Annotated in this window: 18 protein-coding genes and 1 tRNA gene; 12 read left to right on the top strand and 7 right to left on the bottom strand. The window is 59.8% G+C overall.

The genetic code is table 11. The features are described from left to right. The first annotated feature begins 13 nt into the window (after window positions 1-13). On the top strand, window positions 14-856 hold the full coding sequence (locus O8B93_RS21235) for an amidohydrolase family protein (RefSeq protein ID WP_269711861.1): 843 nt from the start codon (window positions 14-16) through the stop codon (window positions 854-856). A gap of 61 nt (window positions 857-917) precedes the next feature. Here O8B93_RS21235 and O8B93_RS21230 read toward each other — a convergent pair. Then, a tRNA-Leu gene (locus tag O8B93_RS21230) sits at window positions 918-1,002 on the bottom strand. Between the two features lie 354 nt (window positions 1,003-1,356). On the opposite strand from O8B93_RS21230, the gene uppQ reads away from it, so the two are divergent. Next, window positions 1,357-1,998 carry a polysaccharide biosynthesis GNAT family N-acetyltransferase UppQ gene (uppQ, locus tag O8B93_RS21225; protein WP_269711859.1) on the top strand — a complete coding sequence of 214 codons (642 nt, stop codon included), beginning with the start codon at window positions 1,357-1,359 and terminating at the stop codon, window positions 1,996-1,998. 52 nt (window positions 1,999-2,050) lie between these two features. On the opposite strand, the gene O8B93_RS21220 is transcribed toward uppQ, so the two are convergent. The 5 genes from O8B93_RS21220 to secA form a co-directional block, all read right to left on the bottom strand. Continuing rightward, the gene (locus O8B93_RS21220; RefSeq protein WP_269711857.1) at window positions 2,051-3,322 is read right to left on the bottom strand and encodes a GNAT family N-acetyltransferase; all 1,272 of its coding nucleotides are present in this window, start codon (window positions 3,320-3,322) and stop codon (window positions 2,051-2,053) included. An 8-nt stretch (window positions 3,323-3,330) separates the two neighbouring features. Continuing rightward, window positions 3,331-4,746 carry a Wzx-type polysaccharide biosynthesis protein UppV gene (uppV, locus tag O8B93_RS21215; protein ID WP_269711856.1) on the bottom strand — a complete coding sequence of 472 codons (1,416 nt, stop codon included), beginning with the start codon at window positions 4,744-4,746 and terminating at the stop codon, window positions 3,331-3,333. Window positions 4,747-4,802: 56 nt separating this feature from the next. Continuing rightward, on the bottom strand, window positions 4,803-6,005 hold the full coding sequence (gene mdoC / locus O8B93_RS21210) for a glucans biosynthesis protein MdoC (protein WP_269711855.1): 1,203 nt from the start codon (window positions 6,003-6,005) through the stop codon (window positions 4,803-4,805). An 81-nt stretch (window positions 6,006-6,086) separates the two neighbouring features. After that, window positions 6,087-6,980 (bottom strand): DMT family transporter, encoded by an 894-nt coding sequence (locus O8B93_RS21205; RefSeq protein WP_269711854.1) that lies wholly within the window; start codon window positions 6,978-6,980, stop codon window positions 6,087-6,089. Between the two features lie 149 nt (window positions 6,981-7,129). Beyond that, entirely contained in the window at window positions 7,130-9,838 is a 2,709-nt protein-coding gene (gene secA, locus O8B93_RS21200) for a preprotein translocase subunit SecA (protein WP_269711853.1), read from the bottom strand. A 242-nt stretch (window positions 9,839-10,080) separates the two neighbouring features. Here secA and O8B93_RS21195 point away from each other — a divergent pair, with 242 nt between their 5' ends. From O8B93_RS21195 to O8B93_RS21170, 6 genes are all read left to right on the top strand, one after another. Continuing rightward, window positions 10,081-10,944, top strand: coding sequence for a peptidylprolyl isomerase (locus O8B93_RS21195; protein WP_269711852.1), 864 nt, complete (start codon window positions 10,081-10,083; stop codon window positions 10,942-10,944). A gap of 89 nt (window positions 10,945-11,033) precedes the next feature. Continuing rightward, window positions 11,034-12,275 (top strand): bifunctional glutamate N-acetyltransferase/amino-acid acetyltransferase ArgJ, encoded by a 1,242-nt coding sequence (argJ, locus tag O8B93_RS21190; protein WP_269711851.1) that lies wholly within the window; start codon window positions 11,034-11,036, stop codon window positions 12,273-12,275. An 18-nt stretch (window positions 12,276-12,293) separates the two neighbouring features. Then, on the top strand, window positions 12,294-13,070 hold the full coding sequence (locus O8B93_RS21185) for a GNAT family N-acetyltransferase (protein ID WP_269711850.1): 777 nt from the start codon (window positions 12,294-12,296) through the stop codon (window positions 13,068-13,070). Further along, the gene (gene mutT, locus O8B93_RS21180; protein ID WP_006315742.1) at window positions 13,067-13,480 is read left to right on the top strand and encodes an 8-oxo-dGTP diphosphatase MutT; all 414 of its coding nucleotides are present in this window, start codon (window positions 13,067-13,069) and stop codon (window positions 13,478-13,480) included. Before O8B93_RS21185 ends, mutT begins: the two co-directional genes overlap by 4 nt. Before the next feature lie 172 nt (window positions 13,481-13,652). Continuing rightward, complete coding sequence (locus O8B93_RS21175) at window positions 13,653-13,967, top strand: hypothetical protein (protein ID WP_080829525.1); 315 nt, start codon at window positions 13,653-13,655, stop codon at window positions 13,965-13,967. Window positions 13,968-14,062: 95 nt separating this feature from the next. Beyond that, a complete protein-coding gene (locus tag O8B93_RS21170; protein ID WP_269711849.1) occupies window positions 14,063-14,254 on the top strand; it encodes a Flp family type IVb pilin in 192 nt (63 codons plus the stop codon). Window positions 14,255-14,271: 17 nt separating this feature from the next. Here O8B93_RS21170 and O8B93_RS21165 read toward each other — a convergent pair whose 3' ends face one another. After that, a complete protein-coding gene (locus tag O8B93_RS21165; protein WP_269711941.1) occupies window positions 14,272-15,153 on the bottom strand; it encodes a methyltransferase domain-containing protein in 882 nt (293 codons plus the stop codon). A gap of 142 nt (window positions 15,154-15,295) precedes the next feature. On the opposite strand from O8B93_RS21165, the gene O8B93_RS21160 reads away from it, so the two are divergent. The 4 genes from O8B93_RS21160 to O8B93_RS21145 are packed head-to-tail and all read left to right on the top strand — an operon-like array spanning window position 15,296 to window position 17,712. Beyond that, entirely contained in the window at window positions 15,296-16,087 is a 792-nt protein-coding gene (locus tag O8B93_RS21160) for a ComF family protein (RefSeq protein WP_269711848.1), read from the top strand. A 60-nt stretch (window positions 16,088-16,147) separates the two neighbouring features. Next, window positions 16,148-16,402, top strand: a complete 255-nt coding sequence (grxC, locus tag O8B93_RS21155; protein ID WP_162688067.1) for a glutaredoxin 3 — start codon at window positions 16,148-16,150, stop codon at window positions 16,400-16,402. Window positions 16,403-16,426: 24 nt separating this feature from the next. Then, window positions 16,427-17,287, top strand: a complete 861-nt coding sequence (locus tag O8B93_RS21150; RefSeq protein ID WP_269711847.1) for a carbon-nitrogen hydrolase family protein — start codon at window positions 16,427-16,429, stop codon at window positions 17,285-17,287. After that, window positions 17,284-17,712 (top strand): DUF1178 family protein, encoded by a 429-nt coding sequence (locus tag O8B93_RS21145; RefSeq protein ID WP_269711846.1) that lies wholly within the window; start codon window positions 17,284-17,286, stop codon window positions 17,710-17,712. The genes O8B93_RS21150 and O8B93_RS21145 overlap by 4 nt, the downstream gene beginning before the upstream one ends. Window positions 17,713-17,757 lie beyond the last annotated feature (45 nt).

Raw genomic sequence — 17,757 nt, 5'->3', positions numbered from 1 at the left:
GGAGGAGGACGTCATGGACCTGATTGATACCCACCAGCATCTGATCTTGCGGGGCAAACTGGGTTATGCCTGGACGCGCGGGGAGCCGAGCCTTGCGGGAAGCTTCACCCGGGCAGATTATGCAGCTCTTGTCGAGGGCAGCGGTGTTATCGGCACGATCTTCATGGAAACTGGGGTCGATGACGGTGATTATCGGGCGGAGGCTCGGCTCATCGCCGGCATGGTTGGGGAAGGCGCCTTGCCGATGTTCGGCCAGATCGCCAGCTGCCGGCCGGAAACGGACCGGGGTTTCGACGCCTGGCTAGAGGAGTGCCGACGTCTCAACGTGGTCGGGTTCCGGCGTATCCTCCAGGTCATGCCCGACGATACCAGCCGTGCGGAGAACTACCGGCGGAACGTACGCAAGATCGGCAAGGCCGGGTGGCCGGTCGATCTCTGCTTTCATTCCCGCCAGCTCGCCATTGCCGCCGAACTTGTCCGGGCCTGCCCCGACGTTCGCTTCATGCTCGACCATTGCGGCACGCCTGACATTGCCGGAAACGATTTCCCCGTCTGGAGCGAGCGCATGGCCGATCTGGCCAGCTTGCCCAATCTCTCCGTCAAGCTTTCCGGTGTCACCGCCTATTGTGCGCCGGGGCAAGCGACGCAGGAAAGCGTGAGGCCTTATGTGGAAACCGTATTGAACCTGTTCGGCCCCCAAAGAATGGTCTGGGGCGGCGACTGGCCGGTGGTCGATCTCGGCTCTGGCCTACCGGAATGGATCGCCATGACGAGGGAGTTTCTGTCGACGCTTTCCCCGGATGAGCGGGCATCGATCGGCCATGCCAATGCCAGACGATTTTATCTGGCGAGATAGCACGATCCTTGACCGGACAGGGTCTCGTTCATGCCGATGATGTCGTGCAAATCATAAGAGGTGGTGCGGGTGGTCGGGCTCGAACCGACACTCCTTTCGGAACCGGATTTTGAGTCCGGCGCGTCTACCAATTCCACCACACCCGCATTCGCTGCCGATTGTGTTTCAGGTCACTGAGGCAATGCCACGGCGTCTATCACGGGCGAGACCGTGCGTGCAACCCCAAAAGCGGGAAATTTGCCTTGCGGAACGGCATGTCCGCGTGCTGGGGAACGGGGCAAAATCAGAGGCCGTTACCTAAAACATTTGGCAGCCTTGCCACGGCGCGGGTGGTTCAATCGGCCGCGCCTGTTTCAAAACGATACACCTATGATTGAACTATTTTGATAATTTTAGATATCCCTAATAGATTGGTATGTACGCAATTACTAATTGAATATATGATGACACGGTGGAATTTCCACGCGGGGCGGGAGTAGCCAACTCATAGGGAGGAAATTATGAGGGCTCTTTCTCGCAATTTGTTACTGTCTGCCTGCCTGATCTTGCCGGTCAACGCCCATGCGCTGGATATCGGGATCGGCGGAGAGAACGGGGTTAATGCTAGCGTGGGTAGCAATGGTAGCGGTGGTCTCGGGGTCGATGCTTCCGTTGGCGGCAGCGGCGGTGTCAACGCCAGTGCGGATGTTGGCGGCAGGAGCGGCGGCGGATTAGGCGCGGATGTCAACGCTTCGGTTGGTGGCAGCAATGGGGTCAATGCGGATGTCAACGCATCCGTCGGCGGTTCCAGCGGGGTCAATGCGGGCGTGAATGCCTCCGTGGGCGGCTCCAACGGCGTCAACGCAAATGTCGGAGCCAATGTCGGCGGATCACGCGGCCTGGGCGTGGATGTCGGACTTGGCATTGGCGGTTCACGTTCGCCGGGCAATCCTGGCAATCCCGGTAATCCCGGCACTCCAGGAAATCCGCAAAATCCCGGTAACGTAACGCCCGGTGCCATGCGCAATGCCATACAGGCCTATAACGACATGTCGCGGACCGAACAGATCAAGCTCGCCCGCCGCTGTGTCGATATTCTGGGTGGCGGATACGATGCGGCCTTGACGCAATTGTGCAAGATGATCCGGACAGCCTCGCGCTGAAGCGGGTCTCATTTGCCGAACATATCCGAAGGGCGCCCCGGCGTCCTTCGGATCAGTTTCCCTTGCGTCCGAAGGACAGGATCTTCTGTCGCAGGCTGCGGGCGAGGTTGCGGGTATTACGGTACATGTCCACTTGCGTGGAAACCTGCCGCACGTCGCGGTCGCTGTTCTGGGTCAGGCCGACGACCAGCGTGCCCATTTCCTGCCGTTCCTGCCAGAAGCGGCTCATGATCGGATGATCGGGCACGGCGCAGCTGTCGCTGCGCAGAATATTGGCGTCGTCCAGATGCCAGTCCGTCAGTTTCTGTACCAGCAGTTTGCCGGGTGAATATTGCGAATAGTTCTCGTCAAAGGCGGTTTTCCACGTATAGGCTTCGCCGGCCGTAATGAAGACCACCATGGATGCGATGGCGCTGCCATTGAGATCGATGGTGTGGATACGAACGGCATCCGCTTCGGCCAGGTTGGTGATCGCCTCACGGGCGAAGGCGGCGCGATAGCGGTCGTTGACCAGGGCGGTGCGTTTGCGACCCTTCCAGCCACTCGCCTCCAGCGCCAGAAATTCCTCCATGCGGTAGCGCACATCCTTTGGCTGCCGGGTAACGGTGTAGGAGAGGGCCCCGAGTTTTTCGAGCTGGCGCCACTGCCTGCGCATTTCGCGCAGATGGTGTGGAGCAAGGGCGTTGCGCAGATAGGCCTTGCCATCAAGCAGGCTTTCCAGCATCGGCCGGTGATAATTGCCCGTGGTCGTCACCGGCAGGTTGCGGCTGAGCGCGATGGCCCTGAACATGCGCGCAAACGGCCCTTCCAGCCGCACATCCGGCAGGACAAGAACATTGGGCAGACGCATGTTCGGGTCGGAAAGGGCGTCGAAAAGATTGTCGAGGGTCTCGGCCGCCCCTTCGGTATCGACCAGCGGCGTGCCGAGCGGCCCGAAGGGATTGGCCCAGCCGCGAATGATGGACGGACCGATGGAAAAACCCGGCTTTTCCACGGTAAAGGGCATCAGAAAGCGCATACGGCTTCTGGCGCCCTTCTCGTCGCGAATGAGGGCGAAGCGCACGGATTTGTCTTCGATGCGCGGCATGGCGGGCGCAAGAAGCCTCCCGGTGAAGAAGACATTCGCCTCCATCACACGGTTGGACAGGAAGTCGAGTTCTTCCTGCATGTCGTAACCGAGCTGACCCGGATAGATGCAGAATTCCCGGCCATCGCGTCCCACGCGCCGGCTGCTGTCTGCCGCGGGACGGTCACGCTCCGCAGACGCCATCAGCGCCGCGATGCGCGGGTCCTGAAAATCCGGATTCTTTGGATCGCTGGACATGCTTATCGTTACACCGCCTTCCCAGTGTCTTGACCCGCCCGGGGATCGTTGAAGGCAAAAAGGACGATCCCGAGTGTGCGGCGAATGGCAATATGCAATAGCACAGCTTCTATGCACATGGCTATTGCCACCGCCGCCGCGGCCCCTGCCAGACCATAGACCGGAATGAGCGCCATGTTGAGTGCAATGTTGCAACCGAAGATAATAATATAAAGCACAACGCAAAGTTTTTGTTTGCCGGCCATATTCAGCAGGGTTTCTCCCGGGCCGATCATCGCTTTGGCGAGGAAACCGGCAAACAGGAAGAACATCAGCTGGTAACCCTGAACGAAGCCCGGGCCGAACAGCGAGAGCAGAAACGGGCCGGCCAGAAGCACCACGCTGCCAACGGCGAGCGATGGCCAGAAAGCCCAGCGTGCGGCCTGACCGGCAAAGCCGGCAAGCCCCTGGCGATCATTGGCCGACATCAGCGCTGCAAGACGTGGAGCAGCGGCGGCCTGCACGGAGAAAAACACGAATTGCATCAGCACGATGGTTTTTGCCGCGGCAAAATAGATGCCGACCTGATCGGGTGGCAGGTAAAGGCCGACAATCACCACATCGGAGTTGGTCATCAGGAAACCGATGCCATCGATCAGGAACATCGGGAAGGCGAACCTTATCCAGTGACGGAAATGAACCCTGCGGGCAGCACTGCGAAAATGCCGGTTGAGCCGGCGGTTCATGAAGGCGAAGTGGAAAAGCGTGGTGACATAGGTGGCAAGGAGGGCCATCAGCATGGCGGTCGTTGCGGTTTTTTCCGCGCCGAAACCGATGGCTGTCAGCATGAACAGCAGGATCAGCACCGGGCGGACGATATAGGTCGGGCTGAGCGCGGAGACGGCCCAGCCATTGGCGCGTGCGGTGCCGTTCAGCACATCGCCCAACGCCACCATCGGCAGGGTGAAAAGTGCCAGCGCAACCGGGATGAGATAATAGGAAGCGATGCGCTCGCCGAAGAAATACAGGAAAACGAAACCGAAAATTGCGAGCGCGCTGGCGGCAAGCATCGCGAAGATGCGGGCCGTCGACGTCAGCCCCATGATCTTGTCATGGGCCTCCTCCAGACGGTAGCCGGGTAAAAATCGGATCACGGTCGTATGGAAACCGAGACAGGAGAGGTTGCCGAACAGGATCACCAGAACCCAGACAAAGGCGAAGAGGCCATATTCGAATTCGCCCATCAGGCGGGCAAGGATGATCTGGGAAACAAAGGCGATGCCGGCGCTGACGATACGCACCGCAAAGGCGACGAGCGCCATGCGTTGCGCGCGCGAAACCTCATCTCTTCCGGAAACAAGGACGGCGACTTTCGCCCCCAGCGGCGCAAGCTTTGCGCGCAGGCCTGCGGGTAAGGCTTTTTCCGCCGTGTTGAGGATAGCCATGATCCACACGCCATCATTTCCAGTTAAATAGGCAGTTCGACTGTAAGCGCTTATCCTTAACGAAGGGTTTGGGACGCACCGGCCTGTGTGCCGATATCGTCCACCCCGCGCGGTCTGCGAATGCCGTTGAGCAGGAAAAGTGCGAGTGGGCTCCGGCGTATCGCCTGATGCAGCATATAGGCTGTTGCCGTGGTGGCTGCGACGATGATCGCGAATTCCAGGATCGGCGGCAGCGCGATCAGGATGAAGAGGATTCCAAAGGTGTAAATCAGCGGATGATGAAACAGGTAAATGGTGAAGGATGCATCCGTCATGCGTCTCGCAAGCGGGCTTGGCCGGTCGAAATAGCGGCAGGCGAGGTCGATCAACAGACGGCTCGCCGCCACCGCCGCAATTGCGGAAACAAGGACCAAAAGGGCCGAAGTCGAAAAGGGATATTGCAGGCGTAATGTCACCGCTGCACCAATAGCGCCCGCTGCGATAATGCCGGTGAGAAGACCCGTCTGGCGGAATTGGTGAAAAAGAGCGCGACTACGATGCAGCAGGGCGCCGATCAGGAAGAAGGGCAGGTAACGCGCATAGGGGTCGGAAGCACGCTCATAAAGAAGGAAAAGCCTGCTTCCGCTGCTTGCCGCAAGCAGGCCGGAACCATAGACCATCAGCTCCCACAGAACCGGGAGGGCACAGAGTGCTGCGAAAAACAGGGTGGCGTGCCGCTGCTGCAAGCCGTTGAACCCGTTTCTGACACGGGTAAATGGCGGGTGTTCCGCTAGAAACAGAAGAGCTGCCAGCAGGACGGAATAGGCAATGAGGGCCGGCAGGAACCATAGATGCATGATCCACTGTTCGCTCGGGCGCAGCAAGCCGGGCAGGCTCTCCAGCAGACGATCGGCGGAAATATCGCCTTTGGCGACGCCGGCAACCTGCTGTAGGAAAAGCTGCAATGGCCCGAGGAGAAGCACGGCCACGATGAAGGGCACACCGAGGCGCAGGAAACGCTGCTTGAGCCAGTGCAACTTGCCCTTCTTGCCGATGACCATGGTGGAGAAATATCCGGCCACCAGAAAAAATGTCGGCATGCGGAAGGTGACGAGCGCAGCACCGAGCGCACTCAGAAGCGGGCTGGTCTCGAAATCCTTGATGTCCCAGGGCAGAACGTGGCTATAGAGCAGGGAAGCGTGATAGGGAATGCCGAGCAGCATCAGGAGGGCCCGGAGAGGGTCCCAGTAATGCTCATAGTCTGACTTGCCCGGTTGCATTTTTCCCCCGCGCCGAAAACGCGATCCCGCGTGCTCCGTGACGACCAGCACGACTATTGGTGGAAAGTGCTAATAAACTCTTCACGCACCGGAGGGTGTGGGCGGCGCTTTTTTCTTGGGCAGAAGGTCGAGCACCAGCGCGCAGCCGAAAATGATGATGCCGGCGCCGAATAGCTGGGGAAGCGACAGGGGCTCATCGAGCACCAGGGCGCCGACAAGCACGGCCACGACGGTGACGGCAAATTCCACGCTGATCGCCTTCGTTGCGCCGATCGAAGAGACCAGCTTGAAATAGGTGATGTAGGTCAGGCCGCTCATGACGACGGCCTGAATCAGAAGATAACCGTAATCGACGAGATCAGGCGTTCTGGGCAAGGGCACGGCTAAAAGAAGCGGCAGGGTCATCAGGCCGCCTGTCAGGAAGGAACCGATGGTGATTTCCCAGGATCCAACCCCTTTGAGGTGCAGGCTCGCAAAATTGCTGCCATAGGCGGCACAGATGCAGGCGGCGACAGCGGCAGCACAACCGATGATGAAGCCGGATGTGACGGGAACAGCGGGAAAACCGACGAGCAGAACGATACCGGCAAAGCCGATGACGAGACCGGCAATGCCCTGCCGCGTCAGACGTTCCAGACCCCATATCTGCGAGATGAGCATCGAAAAAAGCGGAATCGTCGCCACCAATATGGCTGCCATCGCAGTGCCGATCTGAGGCGTCGCGTAGGACAGACCAATCAGTTGCCCGGCGACCGTCGTTGCGCCGACGATTGCGAAAGCGCCCCAGCTGGCGGAAAATGTCAGCTTCCGGCGTGCCGCCCGCGCAATGAGAAAAAGGGCGACAGCGGTTATGATCGAGCGAAGCGTGACTGCGCCAATCCAGCCGAAGGCCGCGACGACATGGAGAAGCAGCAGGAAAGACACACCCCACGTAATCGCGAGAAAAATATAGGCGGCAAGATCGCGAGGGGCCATGAGAGCAGTTTCCGCAAGATGATCCGGCTCCCATATGGAAAGTGCCGATACCAGTCAACACCCCGACCGGCAGCAATGATCCGGCGCAAACAAAATCGCCCGTAACGCAGGTTACGGGCGACCGATTTCTGGCATAAAGCCCTGACCTTTTACGCCTGTTCGTAAACGCCGTGGCAGTGCTTGTATTTCTTGCCGGAACCGCAGGGGCACATTTCATTGCGCCCGATACGGCCCCAGGTGGCGGGATTGTTCGGATCGCGTTCATCGGCTGGCACGAAAGCGGCCGGAATGCCCTGTGACATCTCGTCCTCACCGGTGACGGGGTCGAGGTGATGGGCGGTCATCTCAGGCAGTTCAGGCTGCTGCGGTTCCTGCTGCACCAGTTCCACGCGCATCAGCTGGGCAGTCACGGCCTCGCGCAGATTGGTGAGCAGCGACTGGAACAGTTCGAAGGCTTCCGCCTTGTATTCCTGCAGCGGATCGCGCTGGGCGTAACCGCGGAAGCCGACGACAGAGCGCAGATGGTCGAGATTGACGATATGTTCGCGCCACAGATGGTCGATCGTCTGGAGAATGACCGAGCGTTCCACATAGGTCATGATCTCGGGGCCGAAACGTTCGGCGCGTTCGGCGGCGTATGTGTCGGCCGCTTCGGTGACGCGCTGGAGAATGTCGTCCTCGGCGATGCCTTCTTCCTTCGCCCATTCCTCGACCGGCAGGTCGAGGTTCAGGAACTGGGCGATACCAGCCTTCAGGCCGGCGATATCCCACTGTTCGGCATAGGCATTTTCAGGAATATGCTTGGTGACGAGCGCTTCGATGACCTCGTGGCGCATGTCGGCGGCGGTTTCACCGATATTGTCGGCTTCCATCAACTCGAGACGCTGATCGAAAATGACCTTTCGCTGGTCGTTCAAGACGTCGTCATATTTCAGAAGGTTCTTGCGGGTCTCGAAGTTGCGGGCTTCGACCTTCTTCTGGGCGCGTTCCAGCGCCTTGTTGATCCACGGATGGACGATGGCTTCGCCGTCCTTCAGGCCGAGCTTCTGGAGCATCGAATCCATGCGCTCGGAGCCGAAGATGCGCATCAGGTCGTCCTGAAGCGACAGGTAGAATTTCGAGCGGCCCGGGTCACCCTGACGGCCGGAACGACCGCGCAGCTGGTTGTCGATACGGCGGCTTTCGTGGCGTTCGGTCGCGATGACGTAAAGACCGCCGGCGGCCAGCGCCTTTTCCTTCAAGACCTTGATCTCGGCGCGGATAGCCGCTTCCTTGGCATCAAGCTCCGGACTCGGTTCCATGCCTTCCAGTTCGCGCTCAAGGCGCATGTCGACGTTGCCGCCGAGCTGGATGTCGGTACCGCGGCCGGCCATGTTGGTGGCGATGGTGACGGCGCCGGGAACACCGGCCTGCGAAACGATATAGGCTTCCTGCTCGTGATAACGGGCGTTCAGAACCTGGAAATCGGTAAAGCCGGACTGGCGCAGCATATGGGCCAGAAGCTCGGACTTTTCGATGGAGGTCGTGCCGACGAGAACCGGCTGGCCGCGCTCATGCGCCGCCTTGATCTCGGTGATGATGGCCAGGAACTTCTCTTCGCCGGTGCGGTAAACCTCGTCGTCCTCGTCGATACGCTGGATCGGCAGGTTGGTCGGCACTTCGATGACGTCGAGGCCGTAGATGTTGCCGAATTCTTCCGCTTCCGTCGATGCCGTACCGGTCATGCCGGCCAGCTTTCCATACATGCGGAAATAGTTCTGGAAGGTGACGGAGGACAGCGTCTGGTTTTCCGGCTGGATCTGCACCTTTTCCTTGGCTTCCAGAGCCTGGTGCTGGCCTTCCGAATAACGGCGGCCCGGCATCATGCGGCCGGTGAATTCGTCGATGATGACGATTTCGTCGTTACGGACGATGTAGTCCTTGTCGCGGGTGAAGAGCTTGTGAGCCTTCAGCGCATTGTTGATGTGGTGAACGATGGCGACGTTTTCGATGTCGTAAAGCGATTCACCCTTCAGCAGACCTGCCTGCCGCAGCAGGTTTTCGAGCTTCTCGGTGCCGTCTTCGGAGAAGTTGGCCGAGCGCTGCTTTTCATCGATCTCATAGTCTTCCGGCGACAGAAGCGGAATGAAGGCGTCGATGGTGTTGTAGAGGTCGGAGCGGTCGTCCAGCGGGCCGGAAATGATGAGCGGCGTGCGCGCCTCGTCAACGAGGATCGAATCGACTTCGTCGACGATCGCGTAGTTGTGGCCGCGCTGCACCATCTGGGCGCGATCATATTTCATGTTGTCGCGCAGATAATCGAAGCCGAGTTCGTTATTGGTCGCGTAGGTGATGTCGCAGGCATAGGCCTCGCGGCGCTGGTCGTCATCCAGCCCGTGGACGATGACGCCGGTCGTCAGGCCAAGGAAGCCATAAAGCCTGCTCATCGTCGCGGCGTCGCGCTTGGCGAGATAGTCGTTGACGGTGACGACATGCACGCCCTTGCCGGCAAGGGCGTTGAGGTAGACCGCAAGGGTCGCCACCAGCGTCTTGCCTTCACCGGTCTTCATTTCGGCGATGGCGCCGCCATGAAGAATCATGCCGCCGGTCAGCTGCACGTCGAAGGGACGCATGTGCAGAACACGGCGCGACGCCTCACGGGCAACGGCGAAAGCCGGGATCAGCAGATCGTCCAGCGTCTTGCCATCGGCAAGCTGCTGGCGGAACTCCGCGGTCTTGGCCGCCAGCGCTTCGTCGGACAAAGCCTTGGTGGCTTCTTCCAGCGCATTGATGGCTGCGATCTTGCTTTTATAGGAGCGGACGCGGCGATCATTTGCCGAACCGAACAACTTGCGGGCTATTCCGCCGAGACTGACCATCTTACTGGCCCTTTCTGAAATTCCGTTTTGCCGGGCGCTTTTCTCCGTCACGCTGATTTCAGCACAAATGACGGACTTCGCCCTTCAACGTATCTGGACGCGAGGTTGCGTGACAGATAAGAGGGGGGGCAAATGATGTCAACGGTTCTGCCCGTTACAGAATGGCCACAATCCGGTGTTTGGAAGTTTTTTCAGAGCCGGAAACCATGTCTGGAGCCGGCATTGTCCCCGAAAGGTTCAAAATGTTGCGCTATAATAAAATTGCGGCTGCGGTGATTGTGGCCACGCTCGGCCTCCAGCTTCCGGCTTTTGCACAGGAAGACAAGGTTGTCGCCAAGGTCGGCAATCTGGAAATCCACCAGTCCGAACTCGATCTCGCCATGAGCAACCTCGACCCCCAGCTCGCGCAGCTTCCCGATGAACAGAAGAAGGTTGCCGCCCTTTCCGGCGCGATCGACGTCAAGCTTCTGGTGAAGAACGCCGATGCAGAAGGTCTGGAAAAGACTGAAGATTTCAAGAAGCGCATGGAATTCATCAAGGACCGTGAGCTGCATAACGCTTATTTCCGCAAGCATGTGGTCGATGCCGTCACCAATGACGAAGTGAAGGCTCGCTACGACAAGGAAGTCGCAGCCCTGCCGCAGGAAGAAGAAATCAAGGCCGCACACATCCTCGTCGCCAGCGAGGACGAAGCCAAGGACATCATCAAGCAGCTTGATTCGGGTAAGGATTTCGCAGCGCTCGCCAAGGAAAAGTCGACCGATTCCAACAAGGATGACGGCGGCGATCTCGGCTGGTTCGGCAAGGGCCGCATGGTGCCGGAATTCGAAGAAGCCGCTTTCGGCCTCGAAAAGGGCGCCTACACCAAGACCCCTGTCAAAACCCAGTTCGGCTTCCACGTCATCAAGCTGGAAGACAAGCGCATCGCCCCTCCGCCGGCTTTCGAGCAGGTCGAGCCGCAGGTTCGTCAGCTTGTCATGCGTGACAAGTACGTTGCTCTCATCGAGAAGGCAAAGGCCGAGCAGAAGATCGAAATCATGGATGAGACGCTGAAGAAGGGCTATGACGAAGCCTCGAAGGAACAGCAGGCTCAGCCGCAGCAGTAAAAAATCAAGGTCACGGGGCGGCAATGGGCCGCCCCGTTTCATCTCAGGCTTTCCCAGACCCTCCCTTTCCAGAATTTCAGGCGCTTCCCATGTCCGTTGCCGTTTCCCCGCTCGCTCCCAAATCCTATCCCGATATGCCCGCGCTGCGCGGCGTTCGCATGGCGACGGCTGCCGCCGGCATCAAGTACAAGAACCGCACGGATGTTCTCCTGATGGTGTTCGACAGGCCGGCAAGTGTGGCTGGCGTCTTCACCAAATCGAAATGCCCCTCGGCCCCCGTTGATTTCTGCCGCGCCAATCTCGGCGGCGGCGCGGCGCGTGCCGTGGTGGTCAATTCCGGCAATGCCAATGCCTTTACCGGCCTCAAGGGCAAGGCCGCGACCGAACTGACCGCGAAATCTGCCGCCGCTGCCGTCGGCTGCTCCGAAGGCGAAGTCTTCCTGGCGTCAACAGGCGTGATCGGCGAGCCGCTGGACGCCTCGAAATTCGCCGGTGTTCTCGGCGATATGAACGTCAGGGCGGAGGCCGATTTCTGGCAGGAAGCCGCCAAGGCGATCATGACGACCGATACGTATCCCAAGGTTTCGACCCGCACCGCCGAGATCGGCGGCGTGGTCGTCACGATCAACGGCATTTCCAAGGGCGCCGGCATGATCGCGCCCGATATGGCGACGATGCTCTCCTTCGTGGTGACGGATGCCGACATCGAGCCCGCCGCGCTGCAATCCCTGTTGTCCGCCGGTGTCGGCCCGACCTTCAATTCGGTGACTGTTGATAGCGATACCTCCACGTCAGACACGCTGATGCTGTTTGCCACGGGTGCGGCGGCAGAAGATGGCCAGCTGAAGGTAACGAGCGCCGATGACGAGCGCCTGTCCTCCTTCCGCGCCGCGCTCAACGATCTCCTGAAGGATTTGGCGTTGCAGGTTGTTCGTGATGGCGAAGGCGCGCGCAAGATGGTGGAAGTCACCGTGACAGGTGCGGAAAACGATGCCGCTGCCAAGAAGATAGCCCTTTCCATCGCCAATTCGCCGCTGGTGAAGACCGCCGTGGCCGGCGAAGACGCCAATTGGGGCCGAGTCGTCATGGCTGTCGGCAAATCGGGCGAAATGGCTGACCGCGACCGGCTCGCCATCTGGTTTGGCAGCGTGCGCGTTGCCGTGAACGGCGAGCGCGATCCGGACTATTCCGAAGCGGAGACCACCGCCGTGATGCGGCTGGAAGATATTCCGGTGAAGGTGGATATCGGTCTCGGTGAGGGTACGGCCACGGTCTGGACCTGCGACCTGACCAAGGAATATGTTGCGATCAACGGCGACTACCGGAGCTGACCGTTGGAGCCGAAGAAAATGCAGGACAACAAGGCCGTCAATCTGCCGCTGGTTCGCCGTCTGGAAGCCGTCAGCTTCCGCGCATGGCCGGCCTCGTCGGTGATTTATGATGGCAGCTGGCAAGTCCGCCTCACGGGTTCGCATCCCTCCAAGCGTATCAACTGCGTGGTGCCGCTCGATCCCTCCGATTACGGCAACTGCGCGGTGCGGCTGGAAAAGGCCCGCAAGCGTTTCGAGGATTTCGGCCGGCCGCTGGTGGTGCGCGAAACGACGCTGATGCCGCCGCAACTCGTGGATTTTCTGACTGGTGATGGCTGGTCCGTCTTCGAAGAGGTCATGGTCATGACGGCCGATCTCGCCAGCATGGAGCTGCCGGAAACGCTGGTTAGCCTGCCGAGCCACGATATCGGCCGTTTTGTCGAAGCGAGCATCAAGGTCAGCGATGGCGATCCGGCGTTGCGTCCGGCAATCGCGGAAATCGTCAGTTCCATCAAGCCGACGCTCGGCCTCTTCATCAACGAGGAAGTGGAGGGTAACCCGCTCGCGACCATGATCTGCGTGCAGGATAACGATCTTGCCGGCGTCATCTCGCTCGATGTCGAAAAGTCGCAGCGTAAAAAGGGTCTCGGCACGCAGGTTCTCTCGTCGGCACTGCGCTGGGCGAGAATCAGCGGCGCAAAAACCGCCTGGCTGCAGGTTGTTTCGACCAATGCGCCGGCGATCGCGCTTTATGAAAAATTCGGCTTCTCCGAGGCTTATCGTTATCGCTACTGGCAAAAGGGGACCGGCGAATGAGTGAGGCGGGCAAAAAAATCCTGCTGGTCGCCGCCTGCGCGCTTCTCGATCAGGATGGCCGCATTCTTCTGGCGCAGCGGCCGGAAGGCAAGTCGCTTGCGGGGCTGTGGGAGTTTCCCGGCGGCAAGGTGGAGCAGGGCGAAACCCCGGAAGAAACCCTGGTCCGCGAACTGGACGAGGAACTGGGCGTCAAAACCAAGGTCGCCTGCCTCGCACCACTGACATTTGCCAGCCATACTTACGAGACCTTTCATCTTCTGATGCCGCTTTATGTGTGCCGCCGTTATGAAGGCATCGCCCATGGCCGGGAAGGCCAGGCGCTGAAATGGGTCAAACCCCAGGCGCTGCGTGATTATCCCATGCCGCCGGCCGATGAACCGCTCATCCCCTTCCTTCAGGATTTGCTGTAAGAATCGAGGGGCCTTTGAGGCCCTCACACCTTATCCCGTCACAGCTTCGTGAAAACGTCCTTCGTGCATGGTTTTGCCGTGCCAAAACGGGGCTTCGTTAAGAGATCGTTCAGCACCCTCTGGCAGATTGTTAAGCTAAAGAAGCGGTAAACTGCGCGAGACGAGGTTGGTCATGAACGAGGATTTCTGGAAGACGGTGGAAGGTCGTCATTTGTATTCCAACAAATCCCGTCGCACCGGCGTGCTCAATGTGGCCCTGCTGTTCGGCACGGCGGTCATCGCGCTCTCGCTGATCATCACTCCCATGCTTGCCGGAAAATCTCCCACGCGCGTGGCCCAGTTCCCCGACAATTACGACATGATCAGCACCGGCTCCATCAAGAAGACCGATGTGGGCAAGACCTATTCCATCCGCCGCAGCGTCACCCAGCCAATGCCGGAGATGCCCTGCGTGGTCACGGGTTACAGCAACGAGGGCGGTTGCTGATCATTTACCATCAACGGTAACGGATTCCTCATGTCGCCGACCTAGGATGGTGCAGAATTTCAACAGGGCGTGTGCCGGTTGTCGAAACGCACCGGATGGCGGATGGGGAATATCCTGTGCTGCATTTTTTTATCAATTTTTGCAGAAATGAAAACGGCGCGACCGCGATTGAATATGGCCTGATCGCAGGGATAATTTCCGCAGCGCTCATCGCTGGCCTCGGCAATATCAGCGGCGGTATCAATGCCGTGTTTCAGTTCATCGTCGACGCTTTTCCCACGGGTTGAAAGCTCGCGCCGATTATTCAGGACAGTTTTACCTCTGTTGTCTTCAAGGCATCAGCAAGGCGCATCTTGGCGGAGCCGGGTTTCAGGGGCTTTTGCTGGCTCTCATGCGGCGCCCAGCCTGATACGTAGATGATGGAAAATGTCGCCCTTATCCGCCCATCCGGATCGGAATAACGCTCCGCGTACAGCTCCGCAGCCCGCACAAAAAAGGCGCGGTTGAGCGGCTTTCGGCTTCTGCTTGCCAGCGGGTTGGCCATGCCCATCGCGCGCAGGTCGCGCATCAGCGGGAAAATCGAATCGTAACGCACCGTATAGGTTTCGGCGTCGGTGACGGGAAGCGCAAAACCGGCGCGTTGCAAAAGCGCACCGACATCCCGCACATCGGCGAAGGGAATGACGCGTGGGCTTGCGCCGCCGGTCAGCTCCGCTTCCGCCGTCAGCAAGACGTCGCGCAGCTCATGCAGGGTGCCGCTGCCGGGAATGGCGCCGAGAAACAGTCCATCGGGCTTCAATGCCCGCCGGATCTGGATCAGCGCGCCGGGGGTGTCGTTGGTCAGGTGCAGGGCAAGCGGCGAAACGATGAGATTGGCGGAGGCTTCCGCAAGCGGCAGATGCTCCATCGACGCCATCTCGGGAACGTTTCCGTCCGTCGCGAATGCGCTTTCGGTTTCGATGCGGCGAATGCTGTCCACTTTTCCCGTCTCGGCCAGCCGGTGGGCCGTCACGCCCGTTCCGCCGTGCAGTTCGATGGCCGTCTCGAACTTGCGCTCGACGATCGCAAGCCGGTCCGCCAGCTCTTCGGCTGCCATGTCGAGAAGAAACAGGGCCTTGTCGTCACGCCGGGTCCACGCACGGCGGCGGTTTTGTTCGATCAGGGCCTGGTCAAAGAGAATATCCATCGTCTTGCCTGCTCGGCCTTCAACGCCTTCGAGGTCGGCGGGCCGTATCGTTGCTGTCATGCCGCTTCGGGCATCATTTCCGGTGTTGCACCGGAGCGTATCGCCCTCGCAAAGGCACCCGTTCGGCGCTAAAGTCAACCTCATGGGAGCTGGTGACGATCTGTTTTCGGGATTGCTGTCGAAGTCTGCCGCCGTGCCTTCCGCGGCACGCAAGGTGGCGCGTTCGTTCTTCCGCCTCGTCTATCCGCCCACCTGCGCCGGCTGCAATCGCATGACCGGTGGCGAAGGGGCCTTATGCCCCGATTGCTGGCGGGATGTCGGCTTTATCGATCGCCCTTTCTGCGAGGTTCTGGGCATTCCCTTCGCGCGGGATCACGGAGAAGGTGTTGTCAGTGCGCAGGCAATCGCCGATCCGCCGCCTTTCGATCGCCTGCGGAGCGTCGCCAGCCATGAGGGCACGGCCCGCAAGCTGGTTCACCGGTTGAAATATCAGGACCGCACCGATCTCGCCCGGTTGATGGCGCTGTGGATGTTGCGGGCAAGTGATGGAACGGTCGACGCCTGCGATTGCATCGTGCCGGTTCCGCTGCATCGCCGCCGCTTCCTGCGTCGCCGTTTCAACCAATCCGCCGAGTTGGCCCGGCATCTTTCCAGGGCCGCCGGCAAACCTCTGCTCGCCGGCACCCTGTTGCGCGTGAAGCCGACCGAGCGGCAGGTGGGGCTTTCCGCGCTTGCTCGTCGGGATAATGTGCGGGGCGCTTTTTCACTCGCACCCGGCCGAGAGGCCGATATTTTCGGCAAGCGCGTGGTGCTGGTGGATGACGTCTATACGACAGGCGCGACGGTGGGGGCGGCAAGCCGCGCCCTGCGCAAGGCGGGTGCCGCGGATGTGACAGTTTTGACCTTTGCAATGGCCATTTCCGGCCCTATATGAAGCCTTGATGAAGTGACTTTATCGTGCGTTTTGCCGCACGTTTGCGAGGCTCTGAAGAACATGGCACCGGTAACGATCTATACGCGAGATTTTTGTGGTTATTGTGCGCGCGCCAAGGCGCTGCTGGACATGAAGGGCGTGGATTACGCCGAATATAATGCCACCACGACACCGGAATACCGGCAGGAAATGATCGAGAAATCCGGCGGCACGACCTTCCCGCAAATCTTCATCAACGGCCAGCATGTCGGCGGTTGTGACGACCTGCATGCGCTGGAACGTGCCGGCAAACTGGATGCCATGCTGGCTGCCTGATCGGCAGGATATTTGGAGGACGTGATGAGTTTCAAGGCTGCCGCCATCCAGATGCGCTCAGGCATCGATCCGGTAAGGAACGCCGCCGATATGGAGCGGCTTGTGCGCGCCGCCGCGGCTGCAGGGGCTGTGTATGTGCAGACCCCGGAAATGACCGGCGCAATCCAGAAAGACAGGCAGGCGCTTCGTGCCCAGTTGCGTGACGATGATGGCGACATCATCGTTGCCACGGCGGCTCGTCTGGCCCGCGAACTCGGCATTCACGTCCATGTCGGCTCCACGGCGATTGCACGCCCGGATGGCAAGATTGCCAATCGCGGTTTTCTCTTCGCGCCGGATGGTTCGCGCATCTGCAGCTATGACAAGATCCATATGTTCGATGTCGATCTCGACAATGGCGAAAGCTGGCGTGAAAGTGCTGCTTACCAGCCCGGCGAAGTGGCGCGTATCGCCGAACTGCCAATGGCGAAATTCGGCTTTGCGATTTGTTATGACGTCCGTTTCCCCCAGCTTTTCCGGGCGGAAGCACTGGCCGGCGCCGAGGTTCTGACGGTTCCGGCGGCTTTCACGCGCCAGACGGGGGAAGCCCATTGGGAAATTCTGCTGCGTGCCCGCGCTATCGAGAACGGCGCTTTCGTCATCGCCGCCGCGCAGGCCGGCGTGCATGAGGACGGTCGCGAGACATTCGGCCATTCCATCATCATCGATCCGTGGGGCAAGGTGCTGGCCATGGCCGGCGGTGCGGGGGAAGAGATCATTTTTGCCGAGATCGACACGTCGCTGGTTGCGGCTGCCCGCGGCAAAATTCCCAATCTGCGCAATGCCCGCGAGTTCGGGCTGGACACCGTCATTCCCCTGAAACCTGCCGGAGGTGAGGCGGCGTGATCCGTTATGCGCTGGCCTGTGAAAAAGGCCATGAGTTTGAAGGCTGGTTTGCCGGCAGCGACGATTTCGATAATCAGTTGCAGCGCGGCTTCCTGTCTTGTCCGGTTTGCAATTCCGTACAGGTCTCCAAACTTCTGATGGCGCCTTCGGTCTCCACCGCCCGCAAAAAGGACGAACGCCAGACGCTCGCGATGGACACGGCAAAAAAGGAGGCGATTGCGAAAATTCGCGAGGCCGTCGCCAACATCCGCGCCAATGCCGAGGACGTCGGCGACAAGTTTCCCGAGGAAGCCCGCAAAATCCACTATGGCGAGGCAGATGAACGCGGCATCATCGGCAATGCCTCGGTGCAGGAGGCCAAGGCCCTGCTGGACGAGGGCATAGAGATCGCGCCGCTGCCGACACTGCCTGACGACGTCAATTGATTGCCTGGTCGGCCAGCTCAAGACGGGTTGTAATGAAAGTGAGGG

The sequence above is a fragment of the Martinezella rhizogenes genome (assembly GCF_027460065.1).
GTDB lineage: Bacteria > Pseudomonadota > Alphaproteobacteria > Rhizobiales > Rhizobiaceae > Agrobacterium > Agrobacterium rhizogenes_C.
The sequence above is the reverse complement of the archived record's forward strand: the minus strand, read 5'-3'. Positions and strand labels throughout refer to the sequence as shown.